The organism is Salmonella sp. NW884 (assembly GCF_051700745.1).
Taxonomy (GTDB): domain Bacteria; phylum Pseudomonadota; class Gammaproteobacteria; order Enterobacterales; family Enterobacteriaceae; genus Salmonella; species Salmonella enterica.
Genome location: NZ_JAMMDE010000009.1, coordinates 115,359 through 135,961, shown reverse-complemented (window position 1 = coordinate 135,961; position 20,603 = coordinate 115,359). Strand labels below are relative to the sequence as shown.

The following is a 20,603-nucleotide window of genomic DNA, read 5'->3' as shown; positions in this document are numbered from 1 at the left end:
CTCCTTAAGCGCGTTTAATTTCAACCAGATTGGTATGCTGCGGATTGCCTTTCGCCAGCGGCGAAGGATGGTGGCTGGTCAGCGTATTGATACAGCCGCCGACATCAACGCCGTTGCCGTCAAGCCGCGTCCACGCGCCCTGCGGCATCGCCGCCACGCCGGGTAAAATGCGCTGGGTCACTTTACAGGGAAGCTCCACCACGCCGCGGTCATTGAATACATGCACCCGATCGCCGGACTTCAGTTGGCGGGCGCTGGCGTCAATCGGGTTAATCCAGACTTCATCCGGCACCGCCTCATGCAGCATCAGCACATTGCTGTAGGTCGAGTGGGTATGCCCTTTGGTATGGAAACCGCTTAACTGCAACGGATACTTCGCCGTCAATGCTTTGTTAAGGTGCGACTCTTTCGCCGGACAAAATTCCGGCAATGCGGGAATTCGCTCGCCTTCTGGCAAAGTCCACGTTTGCGCCAGATCCGCCAGCGCCTGGGAATAAATTTCAATTTTGCCCGACGGCGTGGAGAGTGGATTAGACTCGGCGTCGGCACGGAAATCGGCAAACGCAAGGCTCTGCTGCTCGGTAGCGATACGCTGGTCAATCACGCCCATCTCTTTCGCCACGCTCCACTCCGGTAGGTATGGACGTTTTTCACGGATCTGCTGATAGTGCATCTCCGCCCACTGCGCCTGAGTTCGGCCCTCGGTATATTGCTCGCGCAGTCCAAGATGCCCGGCGATATCCGCGCAGATGTCATACGTGCTGCGCACTTCCCACATCGGTTTAACGGTTTTCTGAATCGCAATCATATAGTTATGCGATCCCGCCGCATAGGAGCTGTCCACCAGGTCTTCCGCCTCAAGATAGCTGGTCTCCGGCAACAGCAGATCCGCATACATCGCGCTGGGCGTCATATGGTTTTCAATCACGATAATGGTTTCACACAGCGATTCATCCGCGAGAATTTGTCGGGTGCGGTTCGTTTCGCCGTGCTGATTCAGCAAGGTATTACCGGCCTGGTTGAAAAACAGCTTAATCCCGGTTTTTAGCCTGTCCGCGCCTTTCACCCCCATTGTCGTCGCGGTCATTTTCTCCGGATGCTGAATGGCGTCCGTCCACAGATAGCAAGGAATAGAGGTTGTGATCGGATTCTTACCGACAGGCAACAATGGCACGCCATACGGCGTACCGTAAGGCCAGTTGCCATTGTTGGTGCCGGGCCGCCCGAAGTGGCCTGTTAACGCTGGCAGCGTCTGAATAGCACGCACGGTTTGTTCGCCGTTGGCATGACGCTGCGGCCCCCAGCCCTGGCAAATATAGCAGGCGCGCGCCGAGGCGATTTCGCGCGCCAGTTGGCGAATACGCGTTGCCGGAATACCGGTGATATCCGCCGCCCATTCCGGGGTTTTCGCGATACCGTCGTCGCCCGTGCCAAGAACATAATCTTTATAGCTGGCGTTAGGCGCAGCCGTGTCCGGCAAGGTGCTACGGTCATAGCCGACGCAATAGCGGTTTACCAGCGCCTCGTCGAGAAGCTGTTCGGTAATCAGCGTATGCGCTATGCCGGCGACTAGCGCGGCGTCCGTGGTTGGGCGAATCGGTAGCCATTCGGCGTGTTCGGTAATCACCGAATCGGTATAGCGCGGATCGATAATAATGACTCGGGCTTTCGAGGTCTCCAGCGCCCGGCGCAGCTCTTCAACCTGACCGCCGCCGGACATCCGCGTTTCTGAGAGGTTCAGGCCAAATAGCACCACCAGATCGGAATGCGCGATCTGCGTAAAATGGCTACCGACATAATCACCGTGGGTATAAGGCGTGGCGGTGGCGATTTGCGCCGTGGAATAGGTGTTGTGATAATTTAAATAACCGCCGGTGAGATTTAGTAATCTTATCCAGGCGGGTCTACCCTGCGTGTGATAATACGCGCCGGATTGATAATTATAATAAATAGCTTCCCGGCCATATTTTTCGCTAACGCGCGTTAATTCCGCCGCAATAAAGGCTGTGGCCTCATCCCATGAAATACGTTTAAATTTTCCTTCGCCGCGTTTTCCCACTCTTTTCATCGGATACTTAATGCGATCCGGGCTATAGACGCGCCAGCGACTGGAACGCCCGCGCAGGCAGGGACGAATCTGATGCTCGCCGAATACCGCGTCATCTTTCGCGTCTTCCGGTTCAATACGCACAATGCGATCATTTTTCACGATAACCTTAAGCGGGCATCGGCTGCCACAGTTGACCAGACAGGCGCTGTGCCTGACGGTTTCGCCGTTGGCATCCTTCGGTATCGGGGTATCCTGCGCCTGGGCAGTGGTAGCAAAAGGCAGCGTAATCGCCTGGCTTAGCGTCACCGCCGCCCCTACTTTTGCAGTAGCGACAATAGCATCACGTCGGGTTATGGTTGTGTTCAGCCATTTTTTTATTTCCATTTTTTATTTCTCACATTGCTTCCATAATTATTAATAATATGTAATGAAAACTAATCATAATAGATTAAACATTAGCGCTGATTGATTGTGATCAAACGCATTCTGAACGTCAGTAAAAATAAAATGTGATACCGCATACGTTATTATAAAAATTAATGAAAAATTATTTTATGTAATTCTGATGAAAATAAATTACCCATCACGGTATCCGGCGATATTAATTAACGACATGAGCAGGTAGCGCGCCCTGCAAGGCAAGACGGGCTTTTCAACACTGGAGCAACATCGCCTATGCCTTTGAATTAGACGCCTCATCAGGGATAATAACCTTACGATTCGTCCGCTCAGGTCCACTATGAAACACTCCCTGCCATGCCGGGCGTTACGCAAACGCCCCATGAAACTCGGCACTACCGTCATTCTGATGGTCAGCGCCGTTTTGTTTTCGGTGCTCGTTGTGGTCCATCTGATCTATTTTTCGCAAATCAGCAGCATGACGCGCGACGCGCTGGCAGATAAAGCGCTGGCGGTGGCTCGCTCGCTGGCGGACTCTCCGGCAGTTCGCGAGGGGCTGAAAAAACCGCCTGCGGAAAGCGGCATTCAGACGCTCGCCGAAGCGGTGAGCCAGCATAATGGCTTTTTGTTTATTGTGGTGACCAACATGCAGGGCATCCGTTATTCGCACCCAGAAACGCAGCGAATCGGCCAACCGTTCAAAGGCGATGACATTCTGCTCGCGCTGCAGGGAAAGGAAAACGTTGCCATTAATCGCGGCTTTCTTGCCAAAGCGCTGCGCGTTTTCACACCGGTTTATGATGAACACCACCGGCAGATCGGCGTGGTAGCGATTGGCCTGGAACTCAGTCACGTTACGCAGCAGATCAACAATAGCCGCGGCAGTATTATCTGGTCCATTCTGTTCGGCGCTCTGGTGGGGTTATTAGGCACGTATGCGCTGGTCAAGGTGCTGAAACGTATCCTGTTTGGCCTCGAACCCTATGAGATCTCAACCCTGTTTGAACAACGCCAGGCGATGCTGCAGTCAATCAAAGAGGGCGTTATCGCCGTGGATGATAGCGGCGAAGTCACGTTGATTAACCATGCGGCGCAGGCGCTGCTCGATTATCGAAAAACGCAGGATGACGCCAGATTATCCACCCTGAGTCATGCCTGGTCGCAGGTGGTGGACATTAGCGAAGTGTTGCGTGACGGTACGCCGCGCCGCGATGAAGAGATCATCGTCAAAGGCCGCCTGCTGCTGGTGAATACCGTTCCGGTGCGCAGCAATGGCGAAATTATCGGCGCGATATCCACCTTCAGGGATAAAACAGAAGTTCGCCAACTGATGCAGCGGTTGGACGGGATGGTGAACTACGCGGATGCGCTCCGTGAACGATCCCACGAATTCATGAACAAATTACATGTGATTCTGGGATTATTGCACCTGAAGAGTTATAAGCAGCTTGAAGCGTATATTATCAAGACGGCCAATAACTATCAGGAAGAGATCGGTTTGCTGCTGGGTAAAATAAAGTCGCCGATTATCGCTGGCTTTTTGCTCAGTAAGATTACCCGCGCCTCTGATTTCGGGCACAGCCTGGTGATAAGCAGCGACAGCCAGTTACCGGATAATAACAATGAAGATCAGGTTACGGTGCTGATTACGGCGCTGGGTAATTTGATTGAAAACGCGCTGGAAGCGTTGAGCCAGGAATCCGGCGGCGAAATCAGCGTCTCGTTACACTACCGTCATGGCTGGCTGCATTGCGAAGTGAGCGATGACGGTCCGGGTATCGAACCTGAGCGCATCGAGGCGATTTTTGAAAAAGGCGTCTCGTCGAAAGGCGCCGAACGCGGCGTCGGTTTAGCGCTGGTTAAACAGCAGGTTGAAGCGCTTGGCGGCGTAATTTCCGTGGAGTCCGAGCCTGGGATCTTCACACAATTTTTTGTACAGTTACCCTGGGATGGAAAAAGGACCAGCCTATGATCAATGTATTAATTGTCGATGACGATGCGATGGTCGCGGAGTTAAATCGCCGCTATGTCGCGCAAATCTCCGGTTTTCATTGTTGTGGAACCGCTTCGACGCTGGAAAAAGCGAAAGAGTTTATCTTCAACAGTGAAAATCACATTGACCTAATCCTGCTGGATATCTACATGCAGCAGGAAAACGGATTGGATCTGCTGCCTGTCCTGCACAGCGCAGGCTGCAAAAGCGACGTTATTGTCATTTCTTCTGCCGCTGACGCCGCCACCATTAAAGATTCGCTTCACTACGGCGTGGTGGATTATCTGATCAAGCCTTTTCAGGCCACGCGCTTTGAAGAAGCGCTGACCGGCTGGCTACGTAAGAAAACGGCGATGGAAAAACGCCAGTATTACGAACAGTCTGAGCTTGACCTGCTCATTCACGGTAATTCATCCAGCGAGCAGGAGCCTCGTCGGCTACCAAAAGGGCTGACGCAGCAAACGCTACGCACCTTATGCCAGTGGATTGATGCGCATCAGGAGCAGGAATTTTCTACCGACGAGTTGGCCAACGAAGTGAATATCTCGCGCGTCTCCTGCCGTAAATATCTCATCTGGCTGGTGAATTGCCATATCTTGTTTACCAGTATTCATTACGGCGTGACCGGCAGGCCGGTTTACCGCTACCGCGTTCAGCCGGAACATTACTCTTTACTGAAACAATATTGTCAGTAAGGATACCGCATAAAGCCGACGCGAAGCGTTATATCCTGGTAACATTTATTATAACAATGCCAATAAAAACGCTATCACATTAATAACAAACCTGGGAAATTGTGTCAGATCAAATATACTCACCCCAGGCCTGTTAACGTTATTTTCTATTATTACAGCGCTCTGCGCTGTTTTTAATTTCAAAACGCTAACAAAAGTTAATTAAGTATTATCCCATGCCGAGAGTGTGTATTTTTATTAAAAAAGGGATTTGTCCGGAATTTTCCTGACACTTAAATAAAATTATGTTTGTAGCAATGGAGCTTGTGCTACGCCTATGGACAATACGTATATTGGTGAGCAGATACGCGTCTCCACACGCCATACTAATAATTTAAAAAAATGGCGTGACAATGATCACATAAGTCACATGCTGTTCGATTTATCTCGTGATTTACCTGATGGCGAGACACAAAAATCAAATAATAAACGCCTGTTTTTAAAACAGACAAATCATAATTTACTGCTCTCGCTGACTCCGCCTGCCCATCGCCAGAGGGTGCTTCCCTCTGAACATCACCATCGCAAGAAAATAATTACTTAAAGCAACTCTGTAAAAAGCTTAATCGTTAATCGTCGCCACTGGCGCATTGAATATTCGCCATTTCCTGATGTTCATTCACACAAATCAGAAGATGGCTGTGATCCATTTATCAAAATTGACTGGGTTTATCGCGAGGATAAATAAAAATGTTATTTAGTATACAGCTTCTCATAATATTAATATGTCTGTTTTATGGCGCCCGAAAGGGCGGGATCGCGCTCGGGTTGTTGGGCGGTATCGGTCTGGTCATTCTGGTGTTTGTTTTCCATCTCCAGCCAGGTAAACCGCCCGTTGACGTAATGCTGGTCATTATCGCGGTAGTCGCCGCGTCGGCAACGTTGCAGGCGTCAGGCGGACTGGATGTGATGTTGCAGATTGCCGAAAAGCTGCTGCGTCGCAACCCCAAATACGTCTCTATTGTGGCGCCGTTCGTCACCTGTACCCTGACGATTCTGTGTGGGACAGGCCACGTGGTCTACACCATTTTGCCGATTATCTATGACGTGGCGATCAAGAATAATATCCGTCCGGAACGTCCAATGGCGGCCAGTTCTATCGGCGCGCAAATGGGTATCATCGCCAGTCCGGTTTCCGTCGCCGTTGTTTCTCTGGTAGCGATGCTGGGCAACGTGACATTTGACGGAAAACATCTGGAGTTCCTCGATCTGCTGTCGATCACCATCCCGTCTACCCTGCTCGGTATCCTGGCAATCGGTATTTTTAGTTGGTTCCGCGGTAAAGATCTGGATAAAGACGAAGCGTTTCAGAAATTTATTTCCGTACCGGAAAACCGTCAGTACGTGTACGGCGATACCGCGACGCTGCTGGATAAAAAACTGCCGAAAAGCAACTGGCTGGCGATGTGGATCTTCCTGGCGGCTATTGCCGTGGTCGCTCTCCTGGGCGCGGACTCCGACTTACGTCCAACCTTCGGCGGCAAACCGTTGTCGATGGTGCTGGTCATTCAGATGTTCATGCTGCTGACCGGGGCGCTCATTATCATTCTGACCAAAACCAATCCTGCGTCTATCTCAAAAAACGAAGTTTTTCGTTCCGGTATGATTGCGATTGTCGCGGTATACGGGATCGCCTGGATGGCGGAAACCATGTTCGGCGCGCATATGTCGGAAATTCAGGGCGTGCTGGGCGAAATGGTCAAAGAGTATCCGTGGGCCTATGCCATCGTTCTGCTTCTGGTCTCCAAGTTTGTTAACTCCCAGGCAGCGGCGCTGGCGGCGATTGTTCCCGTCGCGCTGGCTATCGGTGTCGATCCGGCGTATATCGTGGCCTCTGCGCCGGCATGTTATGGCTACTATATCCTGCCGACCTACCCAAGCGATCTGGCGGCGATTCAGTTTGACCGTTCCGGCACAACCCGTATTGGTCGCTTCGTCATTAACCACAGCTTCATTCTGCCGGGTTTGATTGGCGTGAGCGTCTCCTGCGTCTTTGGCTGGATCTTTGCCGCAATGTACGGATTCCTGTAATGGCCGCGCGCGCCGCCAAGTTATGCGCGGCGCGCGACTTAGAGCCTGGCCCATGAGTCTCTTAATACATTTTCTTACTATTAGGCTGGAAGCACATGTCGAAAAAAGAGTTTATCTATCAGGCGCCTTTCCCGATGGGAGAGGACAAAACAGAGTATTATCTGCTCACCTCCGATTATGTCAGCGTCAGTGAATTCAATGGAGAATCTATCCTCAACGTTGAGCCGCAGGCGTTAACGTTGCTGGCTCAGCAGGCCTTCCATGATGCGTCTTTTATGCTCCGTCCTGAACACCAGCAGCAAGTCGCCGCCATTCTCCATGACCCCGAAGCCAGCGAAAACGACAAATATGTGGCGTTGCAATTCCTGAGAAACTCCGAGATCGCCGCCAAAGGCATTCTGCCGACCTGCCAGGATACCGGCACGGCGATTATCATGGGTAAAAAAGGCCAACGCGTCTGGACGGGAGGCGGCGATGAAGCCGCGCTCTCCAAAGGCGTGTTTAATACCTATATAGAAGATAACCTGCGCTACTCGCAGAACGCCCCGCTGGATATGTACAAAGAGGTCAATACCGGCAGCAACCTGCCAGCGCAAATCGATCTCTATGCCGTCGATGGCGACGAGTACAAGTTCCTTTGCGTGGCGAAAGGCGGCGGTTCAGCAAACAAAACGTATCTCTATCAGGAGACCAAAGCGCTGCTCACCCCAGGCAAGCTGAAAAACTTCCTCGTTGAGAAAATGCGCACGCTGGGCACCGCGGCCTGTCCACCATACCATATCGCCTTTGTCATTGGCGGCACCTCGGCGGAAAGCACGCTGAAAACCGTTAAGCTCGCCAGCACCCACTATTACGACGCGCTGCCGACGGAAGGTAACGAGCACGGCCAGGCATTCCGCGATCTCCACCTGGAACAGGAACTGCTGGAAGAAGCGCAAAAACTTGGCCTCGGCGCCCAGTTCGGCGGGAAATATTTCGCCCACGATATTCGCGTAATTCGCCTGCCGCGTCACGGCGCTTCCTGTCCGGTGGGGATGGGCGTCTCCTGCTCGGCAGACCGTAACATCAAAGCGAAAATCAACCGCGAAGGCATCTGGATCGAAAAACTGGAACACAATCCGGGCCAGTATATTCCGCCAGCGCTGCGTCAGGCGGGCGAAGGCGACGCGGTGAAAGTCGATCTTAACCGTCCGATGAAAGAGATCCTCGCCCAGCTATCGCAGTACCCGGTCTCGACTCGCCTGTCGCTGACGGGCACCATTATCGTAGGTCGCGATATCGCCCACGCGAAGCTAAAAGAGCGTATTGAATCCGGCGAAGACCTGCCGCAGTATATTAAAGACCATCCCATCTATTACGCAGGTCCGGCAAAAACGCCGGCAGGTTATCCATCTGGCTCATTAGGCCCCACCACCGCAGGCCGAATGGACTCTTATGTCGATCTGCTGCAATCCCACGGCGGCAGTATGATCATGCTGGCGAAAGGCAACCGTAGTCAGCAGGTCACGGATGCCTGTAAAAAACATGGCGGCTTTTATTTGGGCAGTATCGGCGGCCCGGCGGCGGTACTGGCACAGCAGAGCATTAAGCATCTGGAGTGCGTCGAGTATCCGGAACTCGGCATGGAAGCTATCTGGAAAATTGAAGTAGAAGATTTCCCGGCCTTTATCCTGGTGGATGACAAAGGCAACGATTTCTTCCAGCAGATTGTCAGCAAACAGTGCGCTAACTGCGCGAAATAACCTGGCAGGCCCGGCGTTCTCCCGGGCCGCGTTATCGGTTAATTGCCGGATGGCGCTACGCTTATCCGGCTTATCCGGCCTGCACGAGAGACCATGCTCACGCTTTTACATCGCTGGTCGCTACCACAGAAATCGCCGGGCTATCCGGCTGTTCGACGAATGGCGGCGTTTTCCGGTATTTATCCAGCAGGTGGATCTGAATCTTGCGCAGCATATCGCCGTTCAAACGGTAGTAGCGGAAGTAGAGAACCAACGTCATCATGAAAAACAGTACCGGCAGGACAATCATAATAAACTGCATCCCCTGCAGGGTTTGCGCAGACTGCGCCACGTTCGGCGTGTAGCCAATCAGCCCCAGCACCAGAGCGATAAAGAACGCCGCAAACGCCGAGCCGCCCTTCACAACCATCGTCTGTACGGAATAAGCGATACTCTCGCAGCGAATATTGAGCTTAAATTCCCCATAATCGACCGTATCCGCCACCATGATCACCTGAAGCACCCAAAAGAGCGCGGTCCCGATATTCAGGAAAATACCCGCCGCCACGATTAAAGCGGCATTATGGACATCCGCCAACGCCATCGCGAAGAGCCCTGCGCAACTCAGAACTGGCATCACGGAGGCGCCCGCCCACAATATCCGCCGCGATAACATTTTCACCAGCCGGGGGAAGACAATCAGCGTCAGCAGATTCGCCGCGCCGGCGTAAGAAAGGTAATAGGGAAAAAGATCGGCATCGCCAATCACATAGGTGAAGTAGTAGATCGCAAAGCCATTGATAATATTGGAGGCAATGTTATACGCCAGCGCCATTCCCAACAGGCAAGAGAGCTGATCGTTTTTGTATATCAATCCAACGATCGTTTTTAACGTCAGATGTGGGCGGCCTGCCGTTACACCGTTGTCGGAGGAGTACACTTCGTGTACGTTGCGTAATGTCACGATAGTCGAGGCGATAAAGAACGCAATCAGTACCAGCGTAAACATCTGAAAGCCGAACCCACGATCCGCCCCGCCAACATAGTTCACAAACGGCAGCGTTATACCGGCAGTGACGAAGCCAGCCAGACTGGCGAAGAAACGCGGGAACGGCACCAGTTGTTCGCGTTCTCGCTTATCAAGCGTAATGGTCGGCACCAGCGACCAAAATGGGATATCCATAATGGTATACGTCATGCCCCACAGGATGTAGGTTACGCAGACAAATACAACCTGCGCGGTTCCCTCAAAAAGATGAGCGCTGAACAGCAGGAAAAGCACCAGCGAATTGGTTAAGGTGCCGATCAATATCCACGGCTTAAATTTCCCCCACCGCGAACGCGTGGCGTTGACAATCCAGCCCATGATGGGATCGTTTATCGCATCCCAGATTCGCGCGACCAGAAAGAGGGTGCCGACGAGGCCGACCGAGAGTCCCACCACATCGGTGTAGTAATACATCAGGTACATATACACAATGCCGATGGCGAAATCCTTACCAAACGCACCGAACCCGTAACTCAGCTTTGTTGTCAGAGAGATGCTCATAGGGTACCGGGTCGCTGTTACCAGCGCCCGCCTTCTGTTAGTAGAGGTTAAACGCCGGATCTGCCGTCCAGCGCGGCTGGAGATTAACGGCGTAACCAGGCCGGAAGCCAGTCGCCATGCGCGGCGATCAGATCGTCAACCAACGCATAGATTTCTTCGATACCCAGCACCGCTGCGGTATGAGGGTCCATCATCGCCGCGTGATACACGCGATCGCGGTTTTCCGTGAGGATGGCTTCGGTCAACAGCGTTTGCACGTTGATGTTGGTCTGCATCATCGCCGCCAGATGGGAAGGGATCGTCCCCACCTTCGTCGGTTGAATGCCGTTGGCATCCACCAGACAAGCCACTTCCACGCAGCTTCCCTGCGGCAGGTTATCAATCAGCCCCTCATTACGCACATTGCCGTAAATCACGCTCGGCTCGCCGGTCCACAGAGCGTTCATAATGGTGCTGGCGTACTCGCGGGACGGTTTGATGTCGATACGCTCGGCGGTTTTATACTCCTCCAGCTCTTTATGCCAGTTCGCCAGTTGTTCTACGCAGCGTTTCGGATATTCATCCAGCGGCACCTTGTAACGTGCAATCAGATCCTCGCGTCCCGGTTTAATAAACCACGGCGTGTACTCGGCAAAATGCTCTGATGACTCGGTGACGAAGTAGCCCAACTTTTTGAACATCTCATAGCGCACAATGTTCTGGCAGCGTTCATTGCCGTGAATATTGGGCTTCGGCGCCTGTCCGGCGTCATAGGCCGCCAGCAATTCAGGATAGAGATCGACATAAGTCCCGTCAGCCGTTTTGCGCTCCAGTTCGAGGTAAAACGCCATGTGGTTAATGCCGGCGCAGCGGTAGCGCAGCGAGGCGGGATCGATATTCAGGTCGCGCGCCAGTTCTTCCGCCGTTCCCTGTACCGAATGGCACAGGCCGACCTGTTTGATATGCGGATAACGGGCATACATCGCCCAGGTATTCATCGCCATCGGGTTGACGTAATTGAGCATGGTGGCTTTCGGACAAACTTCCGTCATGTCTTCGCAAATCCGCCACAGATGCGGGATGGTCCGCAGCGCGCGCATAATGCCGCCCGGCCCCAGCGTATCGGCGATCGTCTGTTCCAGGCCATGACGCTTACAAACCTCAAAATCGGTCACGGTGCAGGGTTCATAGCCGCCAATCTGAAAGGCGACCACCACGAAATCCGCATCCTGTAGCGCCGCTTTCTGGTGGGTATGGCAGGTAATCCGGCCAGAAGCGCCCGCTGAGTCCATCAGTTTCCGTACCACAATGTGCGACTCTTCCAGCCGGGTTTCGTCAATATCCATCAGGGCGACATGCGCTGATTTTAGCGCCTCGCGGTGAAACACATCGCCGAGGATATTTTTGACGAAAATCGTAGAACCTGCGCCGATAAAGGTAATTTTGGGTGCCGTCATCATGACTCTCCAGAACAGTAGTGAACACCTTCATGGTGGCACGCGTTCCCGGTGAAAACCTCCGTCTTCCCCGATGAGCATTCCCGAAAACTCAGATCGTATGCTGGCGCGCGGGAGATCTGAGTTTTTGGGACAAAATGGCGTAAAAAGCAGAGTATTCGGCCTGATAGTCAGGCTACGCTCTACAATATCGACGGATTCTGTGTCCGGATTCCCGGTTTCCTCCCGGCTAAAGGGGCATAATTCTGATAATTCAGGAAATGGAGTGACGATGAGTACGCAAGCAATATCCCTCCTCCCGCCCGACCCGCACATGTGCAACGGCGATGAAAAGCAAACCCGTAGCCCGCTGTCGCTCTATTCCGAATATCAACGACTGGACGTTGAACTGAGGCCGCCGCACAGAATGGCCAGCAGTCACTGGCATGGGCAAGTAGAAGTGAATGTTCCGTTTGACGGCGATGTGGAGTATTTAATCAACAATGAAGTCGTGCAGATAAAGCAGGGACATATCACCCTGTTTTGGGCCTGTACGCCACACCAGCTTACCCGCCCCGGCAACTGCCGCCAGATGGCGATTTTCAGTTTGCCGATGCACCTGTTTCTCTCCTGGCCGCTGGATCGCGATCTTATCAACCATGTCACGCACGGGATGGTGGTTAAATCACTGGCGACCCAGCAGCTTAGCACCTTTGAAGTGTTGCGCTGGCAGCAGGAAACAAGCAGCCCGAATGAGCAAATTCGCCAGTTGGCGATCGATGAAATCGGTCTGATGCTTAAACGCTTTAGCCTTTCCGGCTGGCAGCCCATTTTGCTCAATAAAACATCACGCACCCACAAGAATAGCGTCTCACGCCATGCGCAGTTTTACGTAAGCCAGATGCTGGGATTTATTGCCGATAACTACGATCAGGCGCTCACCATTAACGACGTCGCGGAGCATGTCAAACTCAATGCTAACTACGCGATGGGGATATTCCAGCGGGTTATGCAATTGACGATGAAGCAGTACATCACGGCGATGCGCATCAATCACGTACGTGCCTTATTGAGCGATACTGACAAAACGATCCTCGATGTCGCTCTGACTGCCGGGTTTCGATCCAGCAGCCGTTTTTACAGTACTTTTAGCAAATTTGTCGGTATGTCGCCGCAACAATATCGCAAGCTAAGCCAGCAACGACGCCAGACGATGCCCGGCTAAAGCCGGATACCACTATCAGCCAAAAAAATAATTCACCTGTCGATAAACCGCGGGTGAAATCGCTCGCTATCAATAATTAACCCATTGTTTATTAAACAATAATATCAATAACTGACCATTATTCCATCACTTTACACCCCCTATTTGACGGGGTAATACTTGCCCACGTCACATTCATACGGCGGGTCGGCAAGGCGTAAATTGCACGGCCTCCACAACCGGGTAAAAGATGATGAAAGTATTAATTGTTGAAAGTGAGTTTCTGCATCAGGACACCTGGGTTGGCAACGCGGTTGAGCGTCTGGCGGATGCCTTGAGCCAACAAAATGTTACCGTCATTAAATCGACATCCTTCGATGACGGCTATGCCATCTTGTCCGCGAACGAAGCCATTGACTGTCTGATGTTTAGCTACCAAATGGAACAACCGGATGAGCACCTGAGCGTCAGGCAATTGATCGGTAAGCTTCACGAGCGTCAGCAAAACGTGCCCGTTTTCCTGTTAGGCGACAGGGAAAAAGCGACGGCATCGCTGGACCGCGACCTGCTGGAGCTTGTCGATGAATTCGCCTGGATTCTGGAAGACACCGCTGACTTTATCGCCGGACGCGCCGTTGCCGCCATGACCCGGTATCGCCAGCAGCTGTTACCACCGCTGTTTAACGCGTTGATGAAATACAGCGACATTCATGAATATTCATGGGCGGCGCCGGGACACCAGGGCGGCGTCGGTTTCACTAAAACGCCTGCCGGTCGCTTTTATCACGATTATTATGGCGAAAACCTGTTCCGCAGCGATATGGGGATTGAGCGTACCACGCTCGGTTCACTCCTCGACCATACCGGCGCGTTTGGCGAAAGCGAGAAAAATGCCGCCCGCGTATTCGGTGCTGACCGCTCCTGGTCCGTGGTTGTCGGGACCTCAGGTTCTAACCGTACTATTATGCAGGCCTGTATGACGGATAATGATGTCGTTGTACTGGATCGTAACTGCCATAAATCCATCGAGCAGGGGCTGATCCTCACTGGGGCCAAACCGGTATATATGGTGCCAAGCCGTAACCGTTACGGCATTATCGGGCCAATCTACCCGCAGGAAATGCAGCCTGAAACCTTGCAGAAAAAAATCAGCACCAGCCCGCTGACCAAAACCAAAGCTGGACAGAAACCGTCTTACAGCGTGGTGACCAACTGTACCTATGACGGCGTATGCTATAACGCCAAAGAGGCGCAGGATCTGCTGGCAAAAACCAGCGATCGCATTCACTTCGACGAAGCATGGTACGGCTATGCGCGCTTCAACCCGATTTATTGCGATCACTACGCGATGCGCGGCGAGCCAGGCGACCATAACGGTCCGACCGTGTTTGCCACCCACTCCACGCACAAACTCCTGAATGCGCTTTCACAAGCTTCCTACATTCACGTCCGTGAAGGCCGTGGCGCGGTGAATTTCTCCCGCTTCAACCAGGCATATATGATGCATGCCACCACCTCTCCGTTATATGCCATCTGCGCATCCAACGATGTGGCGGTATCGATGATGGACGGTAACAGCGGTCTGTCCCTGACTCAAGAGGTGATTGACGAAGCGGTTGATTTCCGTCAGGCGATGGCGCGTCTTTATAAAGAGTTTACCGATGAAGGCGACTGGTTCTTTAAACCGTGGAATAAAGACGTCGTCACCGATCCACAAACCGGTAAAACATATGACTTCGCCGACGCGCCGGCAAAACTGCTGGCCACCGACCAGAACTGCTGGGTCATGCGCCCCGGAGAAACCTGGCACGGCTTTAAAGACCTGCCGGATAACTGGAGTATGCTGGACCCGATTAAAGTCAGTATCCTGGCGCCGGGTATGGGCGACGATGGCGAACTGGAAGCATCCGGCGTACCTGCTGCACTGGTCACAGCATGGCTTGGCCGCCACGGTATCGTGCCGACCCGCACCACCGACTTTCAGATTATGTTCCTGTTCTCTATGGGGGTAACTCGCGGGAAATGGGGAACGCTGATCAACACGCTGTGCTCCTTCAAACATCATTACGACGCGAATACGCCGCTGGCGCAGGTGATGCCGGAACTGGTGCAGGATTATCCTGACACTTACGCGAACATGGGTATTCATGACCTGGGCGATAAAATGTTTGCCTGGCTACGTGAAAATAACCCGGGCGCCCGTCTCAACGCCGCCTATTCCACCCTGCCGGTTGCGGAGATTACCCCGCGCGACGCCTACAACGCGATCGTGAACGACAATATTGAAATGGTGGCGATTGAAAATCTACCGGGTCGCATTGCGGCGAACTCCGTTATTCCTTACCCGCCAGGAATCCCGATGCTGCTCTCCGGCGAAAACTTTGGCGATGAAAACAGTCCGCAGGTGGGTTACTTACGCTCACTGCAATCCTGGGATCATCACTTCCCTGGCTTTGAGCATGAAACCGAAGGCACGGAAATTATTGATGGCGTATATCACGTTATGTGCGTGAAAGCCTAATCACAAAGAGTCTTTTTTTTGAGGATGGCATGTATTCCCTGAGTATTGCTGCAAAACAATAATACTGTCATACCTTTTTGCGCGGGCCCCATCCCGCGCTTTTTTTATACAAAAATGACAAGTTGCCACTCGCGTACAACTTTTTGTACACCCTAATTCATCGTACAAATATTGTAATATTATTCAGGAAAGTTATTTTAGTGCAGTTTCAATTCATCACACAATTGACTCAGTCCCCGTTATCTCTCCCGTTTGGCGAGATCCGGTCTTTTATGTTCATATTCCAGGAGTTCGGGTATGAGGATTTGCAGCAACGAGCCTTGCATAGTGTTATTAACCGAAAAAGATACATGGTTACGAGTAAATGGTAAGGAGCCAATCAGTTTAAAAGCGAATTATATGGCCATTCTGGCTTGTGAAAATAACGTTATTGACATTTCATCATTAAATAGCGTGCTAGTAATACAAGTGAGTCGCAATAATATTAAAGACTATTTACAATTCCTGAATAAAGATCTCTCACACCTTCCCGTCTGGCAACGCAACGCCGATCCCTTATTGACCGCCAACTGTCTGACGCCGGATATCTTCAGGGTCGCTGCCCGCTACAGCGCGATGGAAGCACCGGATGAAATTGTTAGTGAACGTACCCGTGCGCTCCTTTTCACCGTTTTATCCCGCTTTCTTGACCACAAAAAATTTATTTCTTTGTTAATGCACATGCTGCGCAGCCGCATCAGTGACAGCGTTTACCACATCATTCAGAGCGATATTCATAAAGACTGGAATCTGAGCGCCGTTGCCAGTTGCCTGTGCCTGAGTCCAAGCTTGTTAAAGAAAAAGCTCAAAAACGAGAATACCAGTTATAGCCAAATAATCACGACCTGCCGAATGCGTTATGCCGTAAACCAATTATTAATGGACGGAAAGAATATCTCTCAAGTCTCACAGCTGTGTGGGTATAACAGCACATCGTACTTTATTTCCGTGTTTAAAGAGTTTTATGGTATGACCCCCCTGCATTATGTTAGCCAACATCGGGAACGATCGGCTGCCTAATTTTTCTACACTCAACGATAAGACACGATAATAACAGCATTGGCGATAACCCGTCTCCGACATAATTCAGCGGCATTCTGAGGGGGTATGATACGACGTAATTTATCGTAACGAAGTCACCTTTTCAGGAGTCCAAATTATGTCTTCGGATGCTGATGCTCACAAAGTGGGCCTAATCCCCGTCACCTTAATGGTATCGGGGAATATTATGGGTTCAGGGGTATTCTTACTCCCTGCCAACCTGGCGGCCACTGGCGGGATTGCAATCTACGGATGGCTGGTCACTATCATCGGCGCCCTGGCGCTGTCGATGGTTTATGCCAAAATGTCGTCCTTAGATCCCAGTCCCGGCGGTTCCTATGCCTACGCACGCCGCTGCTTCGGGCCGTTTTTGGGCTATCAAACGAACGTGCTGTACTGGCTGGCATGCTGGATCGGTAATATCGCGATGGTCGTTATCGGCGTCGGCTATCTGAGCTATTTCTTCCCGATTCTGAAAGATCCGCTGGTATTAACGCTTACCTGCGTCGCGGTGCTGTGGATTTTTGTTCTGCTGAACATCGTCGGGCCGAAAATGATTACCCGCGTACAGGCCGTCGCCACCGTACTGGCGCTGGTGCCTATCGTAGGGATTGCGGTCTTCGGCTGGTTCTGGTTTAAAGGCGAAACCTATATGGCGGCCTGGAACGTGAGCGGCATGAATACCTTCGGGGCGATTCAAAGCACGTTGAACGTTACGCTGTGGTCATTCATCGGGGTAGAAAGCGCCTCCGTTGCGGCCGGGGTGGTCAAAAACCCGAAACGCAACGTGCCTATCGCCACCATCGGCGGGGTACTGATCGCCGCCGTCTGCTATGTACTCTCCACAACGGCGATTATGGGGATGATCCCCAACGCGGCGCTGCGTGTGTCGGCATCGCCTTTCGGTGACGCGGCGCGTATGGCGCTGGGCGATACCGCAGGGGCTATTGTTTCCTTCTGTGCGGCAGCGGGTTGCCTGGGCTCTCTCGGCGGCTGGACGCTGCTTGCCGGTCAAACCGCAAAAGCGGCGGCGGACGATGGTCTCTTCCCGCCGATCTTCGCGCGGGTTAATAAAGCTGGTACGCCAGTGGCTGGGTTGCTTATCGTCGGCGTGCTGATGACTATCTTCCAGTTCAGCAGTATGTCGCCGAACGCCGCGAAAGAGTTTGGTCTGGTCTCCTCCGTGTCGGTTATCTTCACCCTGGTGCCTTATCTTTACACCTGTGCCGCGCTGTTACTGTTGGGCCACGGTCACTTTGGTAAAGCGCGCCCGCTGTATCTGCTGATTACCTTCGTCGCGTTTGTATATTGCATCTGGGCGGTTATCGGTTCCGGCGCCAAAGAAGTGATGTGGTCGTTCGTCACGTTGATGGTGATCACCGCGCTGTATGCGTTGAACTACAACCGCATTCACAAAAACCCGTATCCGCTGGATGCGCCGGTTAAACAAGATTGACCACGTGTAGTTAATGTTATCGCAACAGGCCGGATAGCGCAGGTTATCCGGCCACCACCAACATTAAGTTCTTAAGGTTCACTTAATTTTACTTTGTCACGATTAGCGTCACCGAATCGATGGACGCATCAACATGTTAAAGCGCTTTCTTAAAAGACCTGTTCTTGGGCAAATCGCCTGGCTTCTGCTTTTTTCCTTTTATATTGCCGTCTGCCTGAACATTGCGTTCTACAAGCAGGTACTACAAGACCTACCGTTAAACTCGCTGCGCAATGTGCTGGTGTTTATTTCCATGCCGGTCGTCGCGTTTAGCGTGGTCAATAGTGTGCTGACGCTGGCCTCATTTATTTGGCTAAACCGACTGCTGGCCTGCGTTTTTATTCTGGTCGGCGCTGCCGCGCAGTATTTTATTTTGACTTACGGCATCATCATCGATCGCTCCATGATCGCCAATATGATGGATACCACGCCCGCGGAAACCTTTGCGCTGATGACGCCGCAAATGGTGCTGACTCTGGGATTAAGCGGCGTTCTGGCAGCCGTGATTGCCTTCTGGGTCAAAATCCGTCCGGCGACGCCGCGCTTACGTAGCGGGCTTTACCGCCTGGCCAGCGTCCTGATCTCTATTTTATTAGTTATTCTGGTCGCCGCCTTTTTCTATAAAGATTACGCCTCGCTATTTCGAAATAATAAACAGTTGATCAAAGCGTTAAGCCCATCGAACAGTATTGTCGCCAGTTGGTCATGGTATTCGCATCAACGGCTGGCGAATTTGCCGCTGGTACGCATTGGCGAGGATGCCCATCGCAATCCATTAATGCTGAAAGGCGATCGCAAAAACCTGACGATTCTCATCGTTGGCGAAACCTCGCGCGGCGATGATTTCTCTCTTGGCGGCTATCCGCGCGACACCAATCCGCGGCTGGCGAAAGACGATGTGATCTATTTCCCGCATACCACCTCTTGCGGTACGGCGACCGCGATCTCCGTTCCCTGCATGTTTTCTGATATGCCGCGCAAACATTATGACGAAGAGCTGGCGCATCACCAGGAAGGGCTGCTGGATATTATCCAGCGCGCGGGGATTAACGTACTGTGGAATGATAATGACGGCGGCTGTAAAGGCGCATGCGATCGCGTTCCGCATCAAAATGTCACCGAGCTAAACCTGCCCGGACAATGTATCGACGGCGAGTGCTACGATGAGGTGTTATTTCACGGTCTGGAAGACTATATCGACCATTTGAAAGGCGATGGCGTTATTGTACTGCATACCATCGGCAGCCACGGCCCAACCTATTACAACCGTTATCCACCGCAGTTTAAAAAATTTACCCCAACCTGTGACACGAACGAAATTCAGAACTGTTCCCAACAGCAGTTGATCAACACCTATGATAATACCGTGCTGTACGTGGACTATATTGTAGATAAAGCCATTAATCTGCTGAAATCTCATCAGGATAAATTCACCACCAGCCTGGTCTATCTTTCCGATCACGGCGAATCATTGGGTGAAAATGGCGTTTATTTACACGGTTTGCCGTATTCCATTGCGCCGGATACGCAAAAACATGTCCCGATGCTCATTTGGCTTTCTAAAGATTATCAACAGCGTTATCAGGTGGATCAGGCCTGCCTGCAAAAACGGGCGAGCACGCTGGATTATTCACAGGACAATCTTTTCTCAACCATGCTGGGATTAACCGGCGTACAAACGACGTATTACCAGGCCGCAGATGATATTCTGCAACCGTGCAGGAGACTAAGCGAATGAAGATACTGATTGTTGAAGACGACACGCTATTATTACAGGGGTTAATACTCGCCGCGCAAACCGAAGGCTATGCGTGTGATGGCGTTTCGACAGCGCGTGCCGCCGAGCATAGTCTGGAGTCTGGTCATTACAGTCTGATGGTGCTGGATTTAGGGCTGCCCGATGAGGATGGCCTGCATTTCCTGACGCGAATCCGACAGAAAAAATACACCCTGCCGGTACTCATTCTGACCGCCCGCGATACGCTCAACGATCGCATTACCGGGCTGGATGTCGGCGCAGATGATTATCTGGTTAAACCCTTCGCCCTGGAGGAGTTGCACGCTCGCATCCGCGCGCTGCTGCGCCGCCATAATAATCAGGGTGAAAGTGAACTGACGGTTGGCAATCTGACGCTCAATATAGGCCGCCATCAGGCATGGAGGGATGGACAGGAGCTGACCCTGACGCCTAAGGAGTACGCGTTGCTCTCACGGTTGATGCTCAAGGCAGGCAGTCCGGTGCACCGGGAAATTCTTTATAACGATATCTACAACTGGGATAACGAACCCTCGACCAACACTCTGGAAGTGCATATACATAATTTGCGCGACAAAGTCGGCAAGTCGCGCATTCGCACGGTTCGCGGGTTTGGCTACATGCTGGTTGCCACTGAGGAAAGCTAAGTGAGCCT

At 52.1% G+C, this 20,603-nt stretch carries 14 protein-coding genes; 11 read left to right on the top strand and 3 right to left on the bottom strand.

Annotated elements, in window-relative coordinates:
* Window positions 1-4 precede the first annotated feature (4 nt).
* A complete protein-coding gene (locus NA197_RS18350; RefSeq protein WP_064042926.1) occupies window positions 5-2,434 on the bottom strand; it encodes a DMSO/selenate family reductase complex A subunit in 2,430 nt (809 codons plus the stop codon).
* Window positions 2,435-2,789: 355 nt separating this feature from the next.
* Between NA197_RS18350 and NA197_RS18345 the strand changes: the two genes are divergently transcribed.
* The 5 genes from NA197_RS18345 (at window position 2,790) to fumA (ending at window position 8,949) form a co-directional block, all read left to right on the top strand.
* Entirely contained in the window at window positions 2,790-4,421 is a 1,632-nt protein-coding gene (locus NA197_RS18345; RefSeq protein ID WP_000682911.1) for a sensor histidine kinase, read from the top strand.
* Window positions 4,418-5,137 (top strand): two-component system response regulator DcuR, encoded by a 720-nt coding sequence (gene dcuR, locus NA197_RS18340; protein ID WP_000611307.1) that lies wholly within the window; start codon window positions 4,418-4,420, stop codon window positions 5,135-5,137. Before NA197_RS18345 ends, dcuR begins: the two co-directional genes overlap by 4 nt.
* A gap of 316 nt (window positions 5,138-5,453) precedes the next feature.
* Complete coding sequence (locus NA197_RS18335; protein ID WP_010989095.1) at window positions 5,454-5,720, top strand: hypothetical protein; 267 nt, start codon at window positions 5,454-5,456, stop codon at window positions 5,718-5,720.
* Window positions 5,721-5,866: 146 nt separating this feature from the next.
* A complete protein-coding gene (gene dcuB, locus NA197_RS18330) occupies window positions 5,867-7,207 on the top strand; it encodes an anaerobic C4-dicarboxylate transporter DcuB (protein WP_000899149.1) in 1,341 nt (446 codons plus the stop codon).
* A 95-nt stretch (window positions 7,208-7,302) separates the two neighbouring features.
* Window positions 7,303-8,949, top strand: coding sequence for a class I fumarate hydratase FumA (fumA, locus tag NA197_RS18325; RefSeq protein ID WP_000037190.1), 1,647 nt, complete (start codon window positions 7,303-7,305; stop codon window positions 8,947-8,949).
* A 97-nt stretch (window positions 8,950-9,046) separates the two neighbouring features.
* Here the strand turns inward: fumA and melB are convergent, their stop codons facing one another.
* Together melB and melA are read right to left on the bottom strand one after the other, a co-directional pair.
* The gene (gene melB, locus NA197_RS18320; protein ID WP_000028070.1) at window positions 9,047-10,477 is read right to left on the bottom strand and encodes a melibiose:sodium transporter MelB; all 1,431 of its coding nucleotides are present in this window, start codon (window positions 10,475-10,477) and stop codon (window positions 9,047-9,049) included.
* An 83-nt stretch (window positions 10,478-10,560) separates the two neighbouring features.
* Entirely contained in the window at window positions 10,561-11,916 is a 1,356-nt protein-coding gene (gene melA / locus NA197_RS18315) for an alpha-galactosidase (RefSeq protein WP_001728428.1), read from the bottom strand.
* A gap of 268 nt (window positions 11,917-12,184) precedes the next feature.
* Between melA and melR the strand changes: the two genes are divergently transcribed.
* The 6 genes from melR (at window position 12,185) to pmrA (ending at window position 20,595) form a co-directional block, all read left to right on the top strand.
* Entirely contained in the window at window positions 12,185-13,117 is a 933-nt protein-coding gene (gene melR / locus NA197_RS18310; RefSeq protein ID WP_000106992.1) for a transcriptional regulator MelR, read from the top strand.
* 232 nt (window positions 13,118-13,349) lie between these two features.
* Window positions 13,350-15,617: an arginine decarboxylase gene (gene adiA / locus NA197_RS18305; RefSeq protein ID WP_088759405.1), complete on the top strand. Its 2,268-nt coding sequence runs from the start codon at window positions 13,350-13,352 to the stop codon at window positions 15,615-15,617.
* A 297-nt stretch (window positions 15,618-15,914) separates the two neighbouring features.
* Window positions 15,915-16,676 (top strand): AraC family transcriptional regulator, encoded by a 762-nt coding sequence (locus NA197_RS18300; protein ID WP_001217081.1) that lies wholly within the window; start codon window positions 15,915-15,917, stop codon window positions 16,674-16,676.
* A gap of 139 nt (window positions 16,677-16,815) precedes the next feature.
* Window positions 16,816-18,153, top strand: a complete 1,338-nt coding sequence (adiC, locus tag NA197_RS18295; protein ID WP_000093130.1) for an arginine/agmatine antiporter — start codon at window positions 16,816-16,818, stop codon at window positions 18,151-18,153.
* 133 nt (window positions 18,154-18,286) lie between these two features.
* On the top strand, window positions 18,287-19,930 hold the full coding sequence (gene eptA, locus NA197_RS18290; protein ID WP_000919290.1) for a phosphoethanolamine transferase EptA: 1,644 nt from the start codon (window positions 18,287-18,289) through the stop codon (window positions 19,928-19,930).
* Entirely contained in the window at window positions 19,927-20,595 is a 669-nt protein-coding gene (pmrA, locus tag NA197_RS18285) for a two-component system response regulator PmrA (protein ID WP_000697899.1), read from the top strand. Before eptA ends, pmrA begins: the two co-directional genes overlap by 4 nt.
* The last annotated feature ends 8 nt before the right edge of the window (window positions 20,596-20,603 follow it).

What these genes read in the sequence shown, in the direction of transcription:
- NA197_RS18350 (WP_064042926.1), bottom strand. Translation starts at nt 2,434, where the DNA reads ATGGAAATAAAAAAATGGCTGAACACAACCATAACCCGACGTGATGCT.
- NA197_RS18345 (WP_000682911.1), top strand. Translation starts at nt 2,790, where the DNA reads ATGAAACACTCCCTGCCATGCCGGGCGTTACGCAAACGCCCCATGAAA.
- dcuR (WP_000611307.1), top strand. Translation starts at nt 4,418, where the DNA reads ATGATCAATGTATTAATTGTCGATGACGATGCGATGGTCGCGGAGTTA.
- NA197_RS18335 (WP_010989095.1), top strand. Translation starts at nt 5,454, where the DNA reads ATGGACAATACGTATATTGGTGAGCAGATACGCGTCTCCACACGCCAT.
- dcuB (WP_000899149.1), top strand. Translation starts at nt 5,867, where the DNA reads ATGTTATTTAGTATACAGCTTCTCATAATATTAATATGTCTGTTTTAT.
- fumA (WP_000037190.1), top strand. Translation starts at nt 7,303, where the DNA reads ATGTCGAAAAAAGAGTTTATCTATCAGGCGCCTTTCCCGATGGGAGAG.
- melB (WP_000028070.1), bottom strand. Translation starts at nt 10,477, where the DNA reads ATGAGCATCTCTCTGACAACAAAGCTGAGTTACGGGTTCGGTGCGTTT.
- melA (WP_001728428.1), bottom strand. Translation starts at nt 11,916, where the DNA reads ATGATGACGGCACCCAAAATTACCTTTATCGGCGCAGGTTCTACGATT.
- melR (WP_000106992.1), top strand. Translation starts at nt 12,185, where the DNA reads ATGAGTACGCAAGCAATATCCCTCCTCCCGCCCGACCCGCACATGTGC.
- adiA (WP_088759405.1), top strand. Translation starts at nt 13,350, where the DNA reads ATGAAAGTATTAATTGTTGAAAGTGAGTTTCTGCATCAGGACACCTGG.
- NA197_RS18300 (WP_001217081.1), top strand. Translation starts at nt 15,915, where the DNA reads ATGAGGATTTGCAGCAACGAGCCTTGCATAGTGTTATTAACCGAAAAA.
- adiC (WP_000093130.1), top strand. Translation starts at nt 16,816, where the DNA reads ATGTCTTCGGATGCTGATGCTCACAAAGTGGGCCTAATCCCCGTCACC.
- eptA (WP_000919290.1), top strand. Translation starts at nt 18,287, where the DNA reads ATGTTAAAGCGCTTTCTTAAAAGACCTGTTCTTGGGCAAATCGCCTGG.
- pmrA (WP_000697899.1), top strand. Translation starts at nt 19,927, where the DNA reads ATGAAGATACTGATTGTTGAAGACGACACGCTATTATTACAGGGGTTA.